Genomic DNA, 15,482 nt, shown 5'->3' on the forward strand with positions numbered 1-15,482 from the left:
TAGCCGAAATGAGAGCGCGGCCGGTTCGTTAGGACCGTCCGCGCTTTGTATTTTCGTAGCCTCGATGACTTGAAAATTCGAAGGCTACGCGTTCAAATACCGCCCCGGACAGCGCAAGAACACCCTGCCCGGGCCGAAGGAGGAGAGGACGCGGCAACCTCAAATGTGAAGCCGCCGCCATTCCCCGCTCAGCACCCCGAAATATCGTAAGCCGCCAGCGCCGCCAGGTTGACTAGATCGCTGTCGGTCGCGCCGAGCGAGGCGATCTGGACGGGCTTCGCCATGCCGACCAGCAGCGGACCGATGACAGTGCCGCCGCCCAGCTCCTGCAGCATCTTGGTCGAGATGCTGGCCGAGTGGAAGGCGGGCATCACCAGAACATTGGCCGTATCGGACAGGCGGCAGAACGGATAGAGCGCCATCGCATCACGGTTCAGCGCGACATCGGCCCCCATTTCGCCGTCATATTCGAAATCGACGCCGCGCCGGTCGAGCAGCTTGACCGCTTCCGCCACGCGCTCCGACCGCTCGCCGCGCGGATGGCCGAAGGTCGAATAGGCCAGCATGGCGACGCGCGGCTCAAAGCCGAGGCGCGCCGCCACCGCCGCCGCTTCCACCGCGATATTGGCCAGTTGCTCAGCGTTGGGCATGTCATGCACCGAGGTGTCCGCGACCAGCACACTGCGCCCTTGCGTAATGACCAGCGAGACGCCGATCACCGTATGCGAGGGTTTCGGGTCGAGCGCGTGGGAGATGTCGGCGAAAGCCGTCGACCAGTTGCGCGTCGTGCCCGTCACCAGCGCATCGGCATGGCCGCAGGCGACCATGCAGGCGGCAAAGACATTGCGGTCATTGTTCACGAGCCGCTGGCAGTCGCGGAAGAGGTAGCCCTTGCGCTGCAAACGCGAATAAAGGAACTCCGCATATTCGCGATTCTGATGCGACAGCCGCGCATTGTGGATCTCGATCCCCTCGCGGTGATTGAGGCCGCTGACGCGGAAGGCGTTCTTGATCTGGTCTTCGCGGCCGACGAGGATCGGCGTGCCGAGGCCGGAATTGTAGAAATTATTGGCCGCGCGCACGACGCGGTTCTCCTCGCCCTCGGCGAAGACGACGCGCTTGGGGTTCTGCCGCACCTGGGCGAAGATCGAATGCAGGAAGGCTGCGGCGGGATCGAGCCGTCCGTCTAGCCTCGCTCGGTAGCCGTCCATGTCGGCGATCGGCTTGCGCGCGACGCCGGAATCCATCGCCGCACGGGCGACGGCCTCGGGCACGCGGCTGATGAGGCGTGGATCGAACGGCGCCGGGATGATGTAATCCGGCCCGTAACGCAGGCGGCGGCCCTGATAGGCGGCGGCAACTTTATCCGGCACGTCCTCGCGGGCGAGTGCGGCCAGCGCCTCGGCGGCGGCGATCTTCATCGCGTCATTGATGGTCGAGGCCTGCACGTCGAGGGCGCCGCGGAAGATATACGGGAAACCCAGCACATTGTTGACCTGGTTCGGATAATCCGAGCGGCCGGTCGCCATGATGGCGTCGTCGCGGATGCCGGCGACCTCTTCCGGGGTGATTTCCGGATCGGGGTTGGCCATGGCGAAGATGATCGGCTTGGGCGCCATGCTTGCGATCATCTCGCGCGTCAGCGACCCGGCGCTGGAGAGGCCGAATACCACGTCGGCCCCGACCATCGCCTCGGCGAGCGTGCGCGCGGGCGTGTCGGAGGCATGGGCCGACTTCCACTGGTTCATGCCGAATTCGCGGCCCTTATAGATCACGCCCTTGGTGTCGCAGAGAATCGAATTCTCCTGGCGCAGGCCCATGGTCTTCAGGAGTTCCAGGCAGGCGATGCCCGCCGATCCGGCGCCGTTGCAGACGAACTTCACGTCGCGGATGTCGCGGCCGGTGAGGTCCAGCGCATTGATGAGGCCGGCGGCGGCGATGATGGCGGTGCCGTGCTGGTCGTCGTGGAAGACGGGAATGTCCATCATTTCGCGCAGTTGCTGCTCGATGATGAAGCAGTCGGGCGCGCGGATGTCTTCCAGGTTGATGCCGCCGAAGGACGGCCCGAGATAGCGCACGGCGTTGATGAACTGGTCGACATCCTCGGTGCCGATTTCCAGGTCGATGGAATCGACGTCAGCGAAGCGCTTGAACAGCACCGCCTTGCCTTCCATCACCGGCTTCGACGCCAGCGCGCCGAGATTGCCCATGCCCAGGATCGCGGTGCCGTTCGAGATCACCGCGACGAGGTTGCCCTTGGCGGTATAGTCGTAGGCCGTGCTCGGCGTCTTGGCGATTTCCTCGACAGGAATGGCGACGCCGGGCGAATAGGCGAGGCTCAAATCGCGCTGCGTTGCCAAGGGTTTAGTCGGCACGATCTCCAGCTTGCCCGGCTTGCCCACCTGATGGAATTCCAGCGCGTCCTGGCGCGTGAACGCGGTGTCGGCGGATTTGGGCATTTTGGCGGGCTTTCTCGGCTTCGAAACGTCCGCCGGCGATGCATGCTCGCTATCGATGGCGGTCTTGGCGACGGCTTTGTCGTGGATATCTAATGTCATGGCGGTGATCTTGGAGGTTTCCTCGAGGCGTTTAGAGCCTCTTATTCATTGGTGTTTTAAGGCTGGACCATAGCTGCCGGATTGTTACGAAACAAGCGGTGCATTTCTTAAGCTCCGCACTTTCCAGCCCCAGTTGCAGCGCGCTATGCCTTTTCGCTGGCGATCTGTGTGGCATTTGCATCAGCGTTCGGATGGGGCAGAGCATGACGCAACGCGCGGCTGGGCGTGCGATTGACGAGGAAAGCGGCACATTCGGGGACATCCGGGATGTGACGCCGGCCGAATACGAGTCCCACGCCGCCGCAACGCCGATGATGGCGCAATATGTGAAGATCAAGGCGGCCCACGCCGACTGCCTGCTGTTCTATCGCATGGGCGATTTCTTCGAGCTGTTCTTCGACGACGCCGTCCAGGCCTCGCGCGCGCTCGGCATCCAGCTCACCAAACGCGGCAAGCATCTGGGCGAGGATATCCCCATGTGCGGCGTGCCGGTGATCCGCTCGGATGAATATCTGCAGAAGCTGATCGCGGCGGGCTTCCGGATCGCGGTGTGCGAGCAGCTCGAGGATCCGGCCGAGGCGAAGAAGCGCGGCGGCAAGTCCGTCGTCAAGCGCGACGTGGTGCGGCTCGTCACACCCGGCACCATCACCGAGGAAACCCTGCTCGACGCGGCGGCGAACAATTTTCTGACCGCGCTGTTCAGATCGTCCGCCGGAGGACGCGGGGAATTCGCGCTCGCCTCGCTCGATATCTCGACGGGCGAGTTTCTGCTCGGCGACTGCGCGGCGGCGGACCTGCCCGGCGAATTGGCGCGGCTCGCCTCGCGCGAAGTGCTGATGAGCGACGAGCTGAGCGGCGACAAGGCTCTGCGCGGCATCATCGCCCATGCGGGCGCGGCTCTGACGCCTTTGCCGAACGCCTATTTCAGCGCGGCGAGCGGCGAGGCGGGGCTGAAGGCCGAGCTTGGCGTCAACGCGTTGGACGGCTTCGGCAGCTTCAGCCGGGGCGAACTCGCCGCGACCGGCGCGCTGTTAAAATATGTCGAGATCACCCAGATCGGCCAGAAGCCGGTGATGCGGCCGCCGCGCCGCGCCGGGGGCGGGGCGTTCCTCGCCATCGATGCCGCGACGCGCGCCAATCTGGAGATGACGCGCTCGCTCGCAGGCGCCAAGCAGGGCAGCCTGATGGCCGCCATCGACGGCACCATGACCAATGCCGGCAGCCGGGAACTGGCCGCGCGGCTATCGAGCCCGCTCACCGATCCCGCCGCCATCAATGCCCGGCTCGACGCCGTCGCCTTCCTCAAGGACCGGCAGATGCTGCGCTCGCGGCTGCGCGACTGCCTCAAAGCCGCGCCCGACATCGCCCGCGCTTTGTCGCGGCTCGCGCTCGACCGCGGCGGCCCGCGCGACCTCGGGGCACTGCGCGATGGCCTTGCCTGCGCGGCGGTGATCGCGCGCCTGCTCGCCGAACCGCTGATGGCCGACGGCGCCCCCGCCGAGATCGCCGCGATTTCAGACCGGCTCGCGGCGGCTGACGGGGCGCTGGCGGAGAAGCTGTCGGCGGCGCTCGCCGATGAGCTGCCGCATCTGAAGCGCGACGGCGGCTTCATCCGCGCCGGCTTCAGCGCCGATCTCGACGAGAACCGGCGCCTGCGCGACGACAGCCGGGGCATGATTGCGGCTTTGCAGGCGCGCTACGCGGCCGAGACCGGCGTGAAGGGCCTGAAGATCCGGCACAACAATCTCCTCGGCTATTTCATCGAGACCACCGCCGCCAATGCCGGGCCTCTGCTGAAGCCGCCGCATTCGGACAATTTCCGCCACCGCCAGACGCTCGCCAATCAGGTGCGTTTCACCTCGGAGGAACTCGCCAGCGCCGAAGCCCGCATAACCGGCGCCGCCGACCGGGCGCTCGCCATCGAGCTGGAGGTCTTCGCCGCGCTGAGCCGCCAGGCCCTCGCGGACGAGCGCAAGCTGAGCGCCGCCGCCGCCGCGCTCGCCGATCTCGACGTCTATTGCGCGCTTGCAGAACTCGCCGAAGCGCAGGGCTATTGCCGCCCGGAGGTCGACGCCTCGACCGCCTTCGCCATCGAGGCCGCCCGCCATCCCGTCGTGGAGCAGGCGCTGGCCAAGAGCCGGGCCGGGCCGTTCATCGCCAATGGCTGCAATCTCAGCCGCGAACGGCTCTGGCTCGTCACCGGGCCGAACATGGCGGGCAAATCGACCTTCCTGCGCCAGAACGCGCTGATCGTCATCCTCGCCCAGATGGGCAGCTTCGTCCCCGCCCGCGCCGCGCATATCGGCGTGGCCGACCGCCTGTTCAGCCGGGTCGGGGCATCCGACGATCTGGCGCGCGGCCGCTCGACCTTCATGGTCGAGATGGTCGAGACCGCCGCCATCCTCAACCAGGCGACCGAGCGCTCGCTCGTCATCCTCGACGAGATCGGCCGCGGCACGGCGACCTTCGACGGGCTCTCGATCGCCTGGGCGGCGGTCGAGCATCTGCACAATGTCAATAAGTGCCGCGCCCTGTTCGCGACCCATTATCACGAGCTGACGGCGATGGCGGAAAAGCTGCCTTGCGCGACGAACGTGACGGTCGCGGTGAAGGAGTGGAAGGACAATATCGTCTTCCTGCACGAGGTGGTCGAGGGCGCGGCGGACCGCTCCTACGGCATCCAGGTGGCAAAGCTTGCCGGATTGCCGGGTCCGGTGATCGCCCGCGCGCGGCAGGTGCTCGCCCGGCTGGAGAAGGGACAGGGCAAGCCGAATGCCGAGGCGCTGGGCGACCTTCCGCTCTTCGCCGCGCTCGCGCCCGCCGCTCCGAAGCCCGAGCCGGACAAGGCGGCCACCGAGCTCGCCCGGGCGCTCGCCGCCCTCGACCCCGACAGCATGTCGCCCCGCGAGGCGCTCGATGCGCTTTACAGGCTGAAAGCGCTCGACCGGGAAAAGAGCGCACCGGGCTAGAGCTCGATCACTTGGCCGGAACCACCGCGCCAACCCTCGCCGCAGCTCCCCCCTCTCCCTTGGGAGACCGTTGCGTATCGAAGGTCCTCTCCCCGTCGTCCCGGACGGCCGTCAGGCCGAGCCGGGACCCAATCATATTTCCGCTATTGCTGCGGCAAGTGGAGAGGCGAGTGGGCCCCGGCTCTAACGGCCGGGGCGAAGGAATCGCAAGTTTTGCAAAGGTCTTCCATGGGAGAGGGCTGAACTGCGGCAAGAGAAGCGTGTCAGCTCCGACCAGAAGATCCCGCGCTAATGATGCGCGCCCGGTGTGCCCGCGCCCCAGACATAGATGCTGACGAACAGGAACAGCCAGACCACGTCGACGAAGTGCCAGTACCAGGCGGCGGCCTCGAAGCCGAAATGGTGCTTTTCGGTGAAATGCCCCAGCAGCGCCCGGATCAGGATGATGCTCAGGAACAGCGTGCCGACGATGACGTGGAAGCCATGGAAGCCGGTCGCCATGAAGAAGGTCGAGCCGTAGATATGGCCGGCGAACTGGAACTGCGCGTGGTGGTATTCGAAAGCCTGCAGCGCCGTGAACAGCATGCCCAGCAGCACCGTCAGCGACAGGCCCCAGATCATGCCGCGGCGGTCGCCTTCCTGGAGGGCGTAATGCGCCCAGGTGACGGTCGTGCCGGAGGTCAAAAGGATCAGGGTGTTGACCAGCGGCAGCGTCCAGGGATCGAAGGTCGAGGTGAAGCGGCCGTCGCCGGTCGGGATAGGCGGCCACTTGCCGCCGGTGACCTCGTCGCGGCCGACGACGCCGAGCACTTCGTTGGTGCCGGGAAGGGTGTGGATGTCGGCCGGGAAGAAGGCGACGTCGAAATAGGCCCAGAACCAGGCGACGAAGAACATCACCTCGGAGGCGATGAACAGGATCATGCCGTAGCGCAGATGCATCTGCACGACGGGCGTGTGCAGGTGGCGGTGCTCGGCCTCGTCGATGACGTCGCGCCACCACATCGCCATCACCAGCAGCACGCCGGCGAAGCCGCCCGCGAACAGCCAGGGCCCCTGAATGCCGAACACGCCGCCCGCGCTGGTCTTCATCCAGGCGACGGCGCCGATGGCCATGGCGAGCGCCGCGACCGAACCGGCCAGCGGCCAGGGGCTCGGATCGACGAGGTGGTAATCATGATGCTTTGCGTGAGTGTCGGCCATGTCTGTTCCCTTGGTCCCCGGGCGGTCCGCGTCGTCGTTGCCGCCCCTTTTATCCGGGTGGTGTCCCATTTTCCAACTGCCTTGATGCCGCGCCTTTGGGCGCTCCCTCGGAGGCCGGGCGATCGGGCGTATTCGCTTTGAAGAATGTATATGAAAGCGTGATTTCTTCGACGTGGCTGGCGCTCGGGTCGTCGAGGATGGCCGGGTCGACGAAGAAGGAGACCGGCATGTCGACGGTCTGCCCGGCTGCGAGCGTCTGCTCGGTGAAGCAGAAACATTCGACCTTGTTGAAATAGCTGCCGGCGATCTCGGGGGTGACGTTGAAGGTCGCGACGCCCGTCACGGGCTCGTCGGTCAGGTTCTTGGCGTGATAGAAAGCCAAGGTGTTCTCGCCGAGCCTCAGCTTGAGCTCGCGCTGCACCGGCTGGAAGCTCCAGCCGAGCGAGGAGGACACGCTGGCGTCGAAGCGGACCGTCACCATGCGGTCGATGGCCTTGGCCGATGGCGCCTCGGCGCGCTTCGTCGTGCCGGCATAGCCGGTCGCCTGGCAGAACAGCCGGTAGAGCGGCACGGCGGCGAAGGCCATGCCGAGCATCAGCGCGGTGAACAGCACGAGGCTCGCCGCGACCCGCTTGTTGGCGGCGCCTGCCTTGGCGTTTTTCGCGGCTCGGCCCTCATCGCTCATCGTGTCGACCTCAAAGCCCCCGGCTGGCCATGTTGCCCGTCAGCCGGACGACGGTCATCAGGAAGAACAGCAGCGCCAGCACGCCGAGGCCCCAGCCGATGGCGAGCGAGCGGATGCGCTGGCGGCGCTTTTCCTCCGGCGTCAGGATGATGGTGTCGTTCGGGTTGTCTTCGGGCATCACACCAGCCTCAGCCCATGTTCCGCCAGCAGCACGGCGAACAGCGCGAACAGATAGAAGATCGAAAAGCTGAACAAGGCGCGCGCGGCCTTATCGGCCGGGTGGCCTTCGCGGCGGCGGAAAACCATCCAGGCGAGATAGAGGAAGATCGCGCCCAGCACCGTCGATACGGCGAGATAGAGCGGTCCGCCGAGCCCGATCAGTCCGGGCGCGATGCCGGAGGCGGCCATCGGCAGGCTGTAGAGCAGGATCTGGCGGCGCGTCTCGTCCTTGCCGGCGACGTTGGGCAGCATCGGCACGCCCGCGCGCTCGTAATCGCGCATCCGGTAGAGCGCCAGCGCCCAGAAATGCGGCGGCGTCCAGAGGAAGATGATGGTGAACAGCAGGATGCTTTCGACCGAGACGCTGCCCGTCGTCACCGCCCAGCCGATCATCGGCGGGAAAGCCCCGGCCGCGCCGCCGACGACGATGTTCTGCGGCGTCCGGCGCTTCAGCCACATGGTGTAGATGACGATGTAATAGGCGATGGTCAGCGCCAGGAGGCCGCTCGCGACCCAGTTCACCAGCACGCCGAGGCAGAACACCGAACCGGCGGCGAGCACGAGGCCGAAGCTGAGCACTTCCACCGGCGGCACGCGGTTCTGCGGGATCGGGCGCAGCGCGGTGCGGCTCATCTGGCGGTCGATATCGGCGTCGTACCACATGTTCAGCGCGCCGCAAGCCCCTGCCCCCGCCGCGATGAAGATCAATGCGGTGAAGGCGACCAGCGGATGCAGCGGACCGGGCGCGGCGATCATGCCGGCGAGGGCGGTGAAGATCGCCAGCGACATGACGCGCGGTTTCAGCAGCAGGAGATAATCGCGCAGCGCGCCCTGCGTCGCGCCGCCGTCCTCAGGCAAATTCCGGGTCTGTGCTGCGCTGATGTCGCTCATGTCCGACCACCATTTCCGAGCGGGGTGGCCCCGCCCGGTCTAGAGGAGATGCTTCGCGGCCCCGTCCGGCCGTCCAAAGCGGCAAGAAGGCTGGGAGAAGCCCCGCCTGCCCGCCAGTCTATTTGATCCGCGGCAGTTCCTCAAAGGAGTGGAACGGCGGCGGCGAGGACAAGGTCCATTCCAGCGTCGTGGCGCCGGGGCCCCACGGATTGGCGGCGGCTTTTTCCGCCCGCAGGAAGGCGTAGATCATGCTGGCGATGAAGATCACCACGCTGAAGGCCGCGATATAGGACCCGATCGAGGAGACATAGTTCCAGCCCGAGAACTCGGCCGGGTAATCCGCATAGCGGCGCGGCATGCCGGCCATGCCGAGGAAATGCTGCGGGAAGAAGATCAGGTTCACGCCGACGAAGGTGATCCAGAAATGCAGCTTGCCCAAGAATTCCGAGTAGGTGTAGCCGGTCATCTTCGGGAACCAGTAGTACCAGCCGGCGAAGATCGCGAACACCGCGCCGAGCGAGAGCACGTAGTGGAAATGCGCCACGACATAATAGGTGTCGTGGAAGGCGCGGTCGATACCGGCATTGGCCAGCACCACGCCGGTCACGCCGCCGACGGTGAACAGGAAGATGAAGCCGATCGCCCACAGCATCGGGGTCTTGAAGGTGATCGAGCCGCCCCACATGGTGGCGATCCAGGAGAAGATCTTGATGCCGGTCGGCACCGCGATCACCATGGTGGCGAAGACGAAATAGGCCTGGGTGTCGACGCTGATGCCCGCCGCATACATGTGATGCGCCCAGACGATGAAGCCGATCACGCCGATCGCAACCATGGCGTAGGCCATGCCGAGATAGCCGAAGACGGGCTTGCGCGAGAAGGTCGCGATGATGTGCGAGATCATGCCGAAGCCGGGCAGGATCAGGATGTACACTTCCGGATGGCCGAAGAACCAGAACAGGTGCTGGAACAGGAGCGGGTCGCCGCCGCCGGCCGGATCGAAGAAGGTGGTGCCGAAATTGCGGTCGGTCAGCAGCATGGTGATGGCGCCGGCGAGCACAGGCAGCGACAACAGCAGCAGGAAGGCCGTCACCAGCACCGACCACACGAATAGCGGCATCTTATGCAGGGTCATGCCCGGCGCGCGCATGTTGAAGATGGTGGTGATGAAGTTGATGGCGCCGAGGATCGAGGAGGCGCCGGCGACGTGCAGCGCCAGGATGGCGAGATCCATGGCGGGGCCAGGCGCGCCTGTTGTCGAGAGCGGCGGATAGATGGTCCAGCCGCCGCCGAAGCCCGTGCCGCCGGAATCGCCTTCGACGAAGAGCGACAGGATCAGCAGCGTGAAGGAGGCCGGCAGCAGCCAGAACGAGATGTTGTTCATGCGGGGGAAGGCCATGTCCGGCGCGCCGATCATCAAGGGCACCATCCAATTGCCGAAACCGCCGATCATCGCCGGCATTACCATGAAGAAGATCATGATCAGGCCGTGCGAGGTGACGAACACATTATAGGTATGCGGATTTGAGAAAATCTGCATCCCCGGCTCCTGCAGCTCCATGCGGATGCCGACGGAGAGCGCGCCGCCGAAAATCCCCGCCAGAATGGCGAAGATCAGATAGAGCGTGCCGATGTCCTTGTGGTTGGTGGAGAAAAGCCAGCGCTGGACAAAGCCCGGCGCGTGGTTGTCATGCGTGCCACCCTCAGCGTTCGTCGCCATGATCCGTTCCTCTATTCATTGCGGCCCCCGCGCGCCGGCCTGAAGCTTTGCGCCCGCGCGGATTGGACCGGTCAGCCCTATCAATCAACGTTCGCGGCAACCGCAAGCGGAGCCTTGCCGGCCGCCTTGGCACCTTCCGCCTCATGCCCGGCGGTCTGGACCGGCGCGGCGATGCTGGCGGTGAATTTCTGCTTGGCCCCCTCGACCCAGGCCGCGAATTCCTCGTCGCTGACGACGCGGACCGCGATCGGCATGAAGGCATGGCGCGCGCCGCACAATTCCGAGCACTGGCCGTAATAGGTGCCGGTTTCGGTAGCCTGGAACCAGGCGAGCGAATTGCGGCCCTTCATGGCGTCGACCTTGGTGCCGAAAGCCGGTATTGCCCAGTCATGAATGACGTCGTCCGAGGTGATCAGGAGATGCACGACCTTGTTCACCGGCACCACGACCTCATTGTCGACCGAGAGCAGGTAGGTCTGTCCCGGCTTGATGTCGGACTGCTCGACCAGCAGCGAATCGAAGCCGAAGCCGCCATGGTCGGGATAGACATAGCTCCAATACCACTGATGGCCCGTCACCTTGATCGTCACATCGGCCTTGGGCACGTCATATTGCGCATAGAGCAGCCGGAAGGAGGGGATCGCGATCACCAAAAGGATCAGCACCGGAATAATGGTCCAGGCGACTTCGATGGTGGTGTTGTGCGCGTTCTTGGACGGGACCGGGTTGGCCTTGGCATTATAGCGGACCATCACCCAGATCAGCAGCGCCGTGACGAAGACCACGATGGCGATCATGATGACCAGCACCAGATCATGGAAGCCGTGCATCTGCTCGGCGACGGGGGTGGCGGCCGGCTGGAAACCGATCTGCCAATTCTCCGGGCGCCCCTCGGCCGCGAACGCCGCCACAGCCGGCAGCATCAGGAAGGCAAGCCCCGCCGCCAACCGCAGGCCCAAACCTCGAAAGCTCATCAGCATCATCCGTCCACCTCGAAACCCTTATCGTTGCTGAAAGCAAAGAATGCGGCGGTTTGCAAACAGGCGTGGGCCCTCACCGGCACGCGCACCCTTCTTATGCCGGTTCGAGCCAGATATACAATATTTGTGAGCGTAAACGCCTATCCCCCGTTCGCGACATATTTTCACGTGTCGGGCTGCGTGCGGACCGGGGCTGTCGCAAGGCAGTCTCACTTTGGCCTTAAAGGTGGCAGACAGCCTTTCCCTCCCATTCGTGCCTTGACCTTAAGCGCCCGCCCGGTTTAAGCGGTGCGCGGACGGCATATGAATGATTGTCAGTGGAGAAAGCAGAGCGTGATAAGGGCAAGACGGTCTTCGTTGGTTTGGACGCTGCTCTTTATCCTTGCGGCCGCCGTGCAGGCCCGAGCCGCGGGGCCCGAACTCAGCTCCAGCCAGATCAAGGCGACGCACGGCTCCTGGCAGCTCCGCTGCGGCCAGCCGCCCGGCGCCCGGCAGGAGAAATGCGCGCTCGTCCAGAGCGTGAAGGCCGAGGACCGGCCGAACGTGTCGCTGACGGTGATCTTCCTGCGCTCCTATGACGGCAAGACCCGCATTTTGCGCGTCGTCGCGCCGCTCGGCGTGCTGCTGCCGACCGGGCTCGGCCTGAAGATCGACAATGTCGATGTCGGCCATGCGCCTTTCCTGAAATGCGGCCCCGTCGGCTGCGTGGCGGAAGTCGTCGCCAATGAGGAGCTGATCTCGAAGATGAAGACCGGCCAGAGCGCGGTATTCATCATCTTCCAGACGCCCGAATTCGGCATCGGCGTGCCGATCTCGCTCGGCGGCTTTTCCGACGGGCTGGTGCAGTTAAACTGAGATTTGCGGACACTTAGATACATCGGCGCAAGGCGCCGATGTATCGGCTTCGTTCGGCGAATGCCCGGAAGGGCCGCCACAAGCGCTGTGCTCGCGGCAAGGCCCTCTCCGCCAAATCAGCCGCCCATTCGCACCCCAGCGTCTGTGCCCCGCGCGCCACAGTCGCGTGGCCAATCGGCATCCGTGCCTGTGGATAGCGGTGGTCGCGCATCGGGTTGCGCCTAAATTCCCTTACACTTCCTTAATGCGTGTGATTCGCGGCTGCTTCGTGCAACCGCTCGGGATGGCGGCCCGGCCGCCGGTTGTATTGGTTTGCAATGTATTCGCTTTGCGTTCGGTTCGTTGCGTCTTGCGTGTGACTAGCGCTTTCGGGACGCCATAGGCGTCTCTCAGCCAGGCATTACGAGAGAGACCGGATGAGACTTTTCCGCACCATTGCCGGCGCCCAGGGGGGACGGGTGTTCGCTAATATGGGAGCCGCCTTCGGCATCAATGATGAATTGGCCGCCCAGGTTGTTCGTTATTTCCTCCCACCCATGATCAAGAGCATCTCGCGGCGGATGGACACTTCGCAAGGGCTGATCAATTTCCTCGATTTCGTCGGCACCCGCCGGCATGACCGCTATCTCGCCGATCCCGGCATTTTCGGCCATCCGCAGGTCGAGGCCGACGGGCGCGCGATCCTGGCGACGCTGTTCCCGAATGCGGCGCATCTGCGCAAGATCATCGAGAACCGCGCCAAGGTGCTGCCGCTCGCGCCGCCTTTGCTGGAGCGGATGCTGCCCTATATCGCCATATTGGCGCTGGGCGCCATCGAGCTAAAAACGCGCCAGCCGCTGCGCTCGATCCTGCACCGCATCTCGCAAGGCCGGGCCGATCAGGTGGCGATGGCCAACCCCTATAAGGCGCTGGCGGTGGAGATCCGCCGCCACCGTCTGACCAGCCGCGCCCGCCAGCAGGAACGCCGCGCCAGCCTCTCCGAGGTCATCAGCTCGCTCTTCGCGCGGACGGACAACCAGCGCGCGGCCTGACGGCAAGACGGTGCGAGGGCCGGAGCCTAGTGCTCTGGCCGCCGGCACCGCCGCGCCCGCTTTTCCCATCGACGTCCATCGGATTATCGCATCGCCCCGGCCTTGAGCCGGGGTTCGCGTTTCCCTCGGCTTCGCGGACGGGAACGCCGCCGGCATCGTCCAGCGCCGACATCATTCTCGGCATCCGATGCGTGGAGCCTCCCCTCTCCCATGGGAGAGGGTGGCGCGCGAAGCGCGCCGGGTGAGGGGTTGTAGACTATCGGTGAGGCACGAACCCCTCATCCTAGCCCTCTCCCAGGGGAGAGGGGACTTGGCTGCGAACCCGTTCAATAGCCGTGACCCTTAGATTTCACACAAAACGCGCGCCGGCTTCCTTGCATTGGCGCGCGTTTTCGTCAGATCCCGGCTCGCGGCCGCGGCAATGCCCTAAGGGATGGCGCAGGTCGTTGCCGAGGCGCGCTGGCCGCCCACGAACTGGATGGACCCGTTCAGCGTCATGAAGAAGTCTCTGATGCAGATGCCATTGCTCACGGTGGTGGCATCCACATTGCCGACGCTCCCGGCAAGCTGATTGACGGTGCCGTTGGGGAAGGTCAGGAGATAGTTGGTGAAGGCGCCCGTAAAGGTGTTGCCGATCGCGGTAATATTGGCGCTGGTGACCCCTCCGGAGGCGTCGCCGATGACGACGCCCGTCCCCAGATTGTCAAAGACATTGTTCTCGATCAGCAGCGTCTGGTTCGAGTCTCCCGACACGATGCCGGCGCTCCCGCCCGATATGAACGAATTGCGCACGGTGAGGGTGGACCCGCTGCCATTGCTGGAGAGGCCGAACACGGAGCCTGTAATATTGGCGTCGTCCACGACAACCCGGTCGGGACCCTGGGCCAGGATGCCGATGGCGCCGCCTGTAATGTTCACGCTCTTGATATGCGCGTTGTTGGCCGCCGTGATGCCGGGCGCCTGATCGGCTTGGAATGTCGGCCGTGTGCCTGGCGCCGCATAAGTGTAGAGCAGGCCCGTGGTGCGGCTGCGCACCTGCAGCAGACCGCCGCCGCCGAGCAGCGTCTGATTGGCCACCATCACGGTCGGGCCGAAATTGGTGGCGCCGCCGAACGCGACCAGCAGCGCGTTGCCCCCGGCGGCGGCGAGCGCGGCGGTCAGGTCGACGCCGTTCTGCACGAAGGTGATGCTGTCGAAATCGACGCCGGTGACGGCATCTTCGACCGGCTGGGGCGGTCCGCCGCCGAGCGTGCTGCGCACGACCCTGGTCTCGGTGACGATGTCGCGGTCGCGGCGCAGGCCTTCCGTCATCCGCCGTTCCTGCGGCGAGAGGGCGTAGAAGGGCGTCGCGTATTTGCCGCCGAGCGGGATGCGCAGCCGCAGCCCGACCTCGACCTGATCGTCGCGCACGTCATCGGTCTGGTAGCCGGCCTCGAAGGTCAGGCGGGAACCCTGCCAATCCTCCAAAAAGTTCTCAACCCGCCATTCCGCCCTGACCCGGGGGCCGGCGATGGGATCGCGGAACTCGTCATGATCGAAATAATAGCCGCCGACGAAGATACGCAGATCGTTATAGCGCAGCGCGGGCGGCGCCTCGCCATCCTTCAGGCTGCCGGTGACAGAGGGCTCGAGGCCGAAGCCGAAGCCGAACCGCTCCAGCGGCACCCGGAAGCCGACCTCGCCGTCGAGGCCCCAAAAGGCGAGCTCATACAGGCTGTTGAGCGTCGACAGCCCCGGCACGAACAGCAGATCGCCGTCGATGACCTCAAGACCGCCGCCCGTTCCGGCGGTGGTGGTATTGGACACGAATTCGGAGGTGTTCACAGGCGCGTAGCCGTTGAGGCGCAGATCGTAATTGGCCGACAGCGCTTCGAGGCCGAAGGAGATCTGGTTGAAATCCTGGCCATATTGCGAATGCAGCCGGTCATAGCTGACCCAGACGCCCGGGTTCCAACCATTGTCGCCGACATAGCGGAAGCCGAGCGCGAAATTGCCCTCCCGGGTGGTTTCGTCCATGAAGCTGCCGCGAATGTCGGTGAACACCAGCGAGCGGCCGTCCTGCATCAGCGGCGCCCATAAGGTCGCCTCGCCGCGCTCGGCATCGCTGCGGTTGGAGCCGAAGCCGCCGAACTCGATCCACGGCCCGAACTTATCGCCAGGGAGGATCGCGGCGCCTTCCGGCGTTCCGGCGTCTTGCGCCTCCGCCGGAGCGAGCCCGCCAACGCACGAAACGCACCCCGCCATCAAAATCGCGGCAACCCGGTCCTTGCGCGGCATCCAGCCCTCCGATGGTAGGCCTCCGCTTCGATGCTCGACGCGGATTGCGGCCTGCTCTCGGCATAGATGCGTGATTCACGTAGCGATACAACGTCAA

General features: G+C 65.1%; 11 protein-coding genes. 3 read left to right on the forward strand and 8 right to left on the reverse strand.

The genetic code is table 11. The features are described 5' to 3' along the window. Positions 1–188 precede the first annotated feature (188 nt). Positions 189–2,459 (reverse strand): NADP-dependent malic enzyme, encoded by a 2,271-nt coding sequence (locus BLEFHOIH_RS26990; protein WP_088343143.1) that lies wholly within the window; start codon positions 2,457–2,459, stop codon positions 189–191. 302 nt (positions 2,460–2,761) lie between these two features. Here BLEFHOIH_RS26990 and mutS point away from each other — a divergent pair, with 302 nt between their 5' ends. After that, a complete protein-coding gene (mutS, locus tag BLEFHOIH_RS03030) occupies positions 2,762–5,527 on the forward strand; it encodes a DNA mismatch repair protein MutS (protein ID WP_088343144.1) in 2,766 nt (921 codons plus the stop codon). A gap of 288 nt (positions 5,528–5,815) precedes the next feature. Here mutS and BLEFHOIH_RS03035 read toward each other — a convergent pair whose 3' ends face one another. The 6 genes from BLEFHOIH_RS03035 to coxB all read right to left on the reverse strand — a co-directional run bounded on the left by BLEFHOIH_RS03035 (position 5,816) and on the right by coxB (position 11,165). Beyond that, the gene (locus BLEFHOIH_RS03035; protein ID WP_088343014.1) at positions 5,816–6,727 is read right to left on the reverse strand and encodes a cytochrome c oxidase subunit 3; all 912 of its coding nucleotides are present in this window, start codon (positions 6,725–6,727) and stop codon (positions 5,816–5,818) included. A 49-nt stretch (positions 6,728–6,776) separates the two neighbouring features. Then, positions 6,777–7,412, reverse strand: a complete 636-nt coding sequence (locus BLEFHOIH_RS03040; RefSeq protein WP_088343015.1) for a cytochrome c oxidase assembly protein — start codon at positions 7,410–7,412, stop codon at positions 6,777–6,779. A gap of 10 nt (positions 7,413–7,422) precedes the next feature. After that, positions 7,423–7,590 (reverse strand): hypothetical protein, encoded by a 168-nt coding sequence (locus BLEFHOIH_RS26540; RefSeq protein WP_170936964.1) that lies wholly within the window; start codon positions 7,588–7,590, stop codon positions 7,423–7,425. Then, positions 7,590–8,522, reverse strand: coding sequence for a heme o synthase (locus BLEFHOIH_RS03045; RefSeq protein ID WP_088343016.1), 933 nt, complete (start codon positions 8,520–8,522; stop codon positions 7,590–7,592). Before BLEFHOIH_RS03045 ends, BLEFHOIH_RS26540 begins: the two co-directional genes overlap by 1 nt. Positions 8,523–8,640: 118 nt before the next feature. Next, entirely contained in the window at positions 8,641–10,242 is a 1,602-nt protein-coding gene (gene ctaD / locus BLEFHOIH_RS03050; protein WP_088343017.1) for a cytochrome c oxidase subunit I, read from the reverse strand. A gap of 80 nt (positions 10,243–10,322) precedes the next feature. Then, positions 10,323–11,165, reverse strand: coding sequence for a cytochrome c oxidase subunit II (coxB, locus tag BLEFHOIH_RS03055; RefSeq protein ID WP_245296857.1), 843 nt, complete (start codon positions 11,163–11,165; stop codon positions 10,323–10,325). A gap of 450 nt (positions 11,166–11,615) precedes the next feature. Here coxB and BLEFHOIH_RS03060 point away from each other — a divergent pair, with 450 nt between their 5' ends. Both BLEFHOIH_RS03060 and BLEFHOIH_RS03065 read left to right on the forward strand, forming a co-directional pair. Continuing rightward, the gene (locus BLEFHOIH_RS03060; RefSeq protein WP_348626022.1) at positions 11,616–12,077 is read left to right on the forward strand and encodes an invasion associated locus B family protein; all 462 of its coding nucleotides are present in this window, start codon (positions 11,616–11,618) and stop codon (positions 12,075–12,077) included. 416 nt (positions 12,078–12,493) lie between these two features. Continuing rightward, positions 12,494–13,108 carry a DUF937 domain-containing protein gene (locus tag BLEFHOIH_RS03065; protein ID WP_125461560.1) on the forward strand — a complete coding sequence of 205 codons (615 nt, stop codon included), beginning with the start codon at positions 12,494–12,496 and terminating at the stop codon, positions 13,106–13,108. Between the two features lie 426 nt (positions 13,109–13,534). Here the strand turns inward: BLEFHOIH_RS03065 and BLEFHOIH_RS03070 are convergent, their stop codons facing one another. Further along, a complete protein-coding gene (locus tag BLEFHOIH_RS03070) occupies positions 13,535–15,385 on the reverse strand; it encodes a right-handed parallel beta-helix repeat-containing protein (protein WP_088343020.1) in 1,851 nt (616 codons plus the stop codon). Positions 15,386–15,482: the final 97 nt, after the last annotated feature.

Source organism: Rhodomicrobium sp. R_RK_3 (genome assembly GCF_002198715.1).
Taxonomy (GTDB): domain Bacteria; phylum Pseudomonadota; class Alphaproteobacteria; order Rhizobiales; family Rhodomicrobiaceae; genus R-RK-3.

Bases quoted from the DNA above. Each gene is read 5' to 3' on its own strand.
- BLEFHOIH_RS03065 (WP_125461560.1), top strand. From the start codon at position 12,494: ATGAGACTTTTCCGCACCATTGCCGGCGCCCAGGGGGGACGGGTGTTC.
- ctaD (WP_088343017.1), bottom strand. From the start codon at position 10,242: ATGGCGACGAACGCTGAGGGTGGCACGCATGACAACCACGCGCCGGGC.
- coxB (WP_245296857.1), bottom strand. From the start codon at position 11,165: ATGCTGCCGGCTGTGGCGGCGTTCGCGGCCGAGGGGCGCCCGGAGAAT.
- BLEFHOIH_RS03035 (WP_088343014.1), bottom strand. From the start codon at position 6,727: ATGGCCGACACTCACGCAAAGCATCATGATTACCACCTCGTCGATCCG.
- BLEFHOIH_RS03040 (WP_088343015.1), bottom strand. From the start codon at position 7,412: ATGAGCGATGAGGGCCGAGCCGCGAAAAACGCCAAGGCAGGCGCCGCC.
- BLEFHOIH_RS03070 (WP_088343020.1), bottom strand. From the start codon at position 15,385: ATGCCGCGCAAGGACCGGGTTGCCGCGATTTTGATGGCGGGGTGCGTT.
- BLEFHOIH_RS26540 (WP_170936964.1), bottom strand. From the start codon at position 7,590: ATGCCCGAAGACAACCCGAACGACACCATCATCCTGACGCCGGAGGAA.
- BLEFHOIH_RS26990 (WP_088343143.1), bottom strand. From the start codon at position 2,459: ATGCCCAAATCCGCCGACACCGCGTTCACGCGCCAGGACGCGCTGGAA.
- mutS (WP_088343144.1), top strand. From the start codon at position 2,762: ATGACGCAACGCGCGGCTGGGCGTGCGATTGACGAGGAAAGCGGCACA.
- BLEFHOIH_RS03045 (WP_088343016.1), bottom strand. From the start codon at position 8,522: ATGAGCGACATCAGCGCAGCACAGACCCGGAATTTGCCTGAGGACGGC.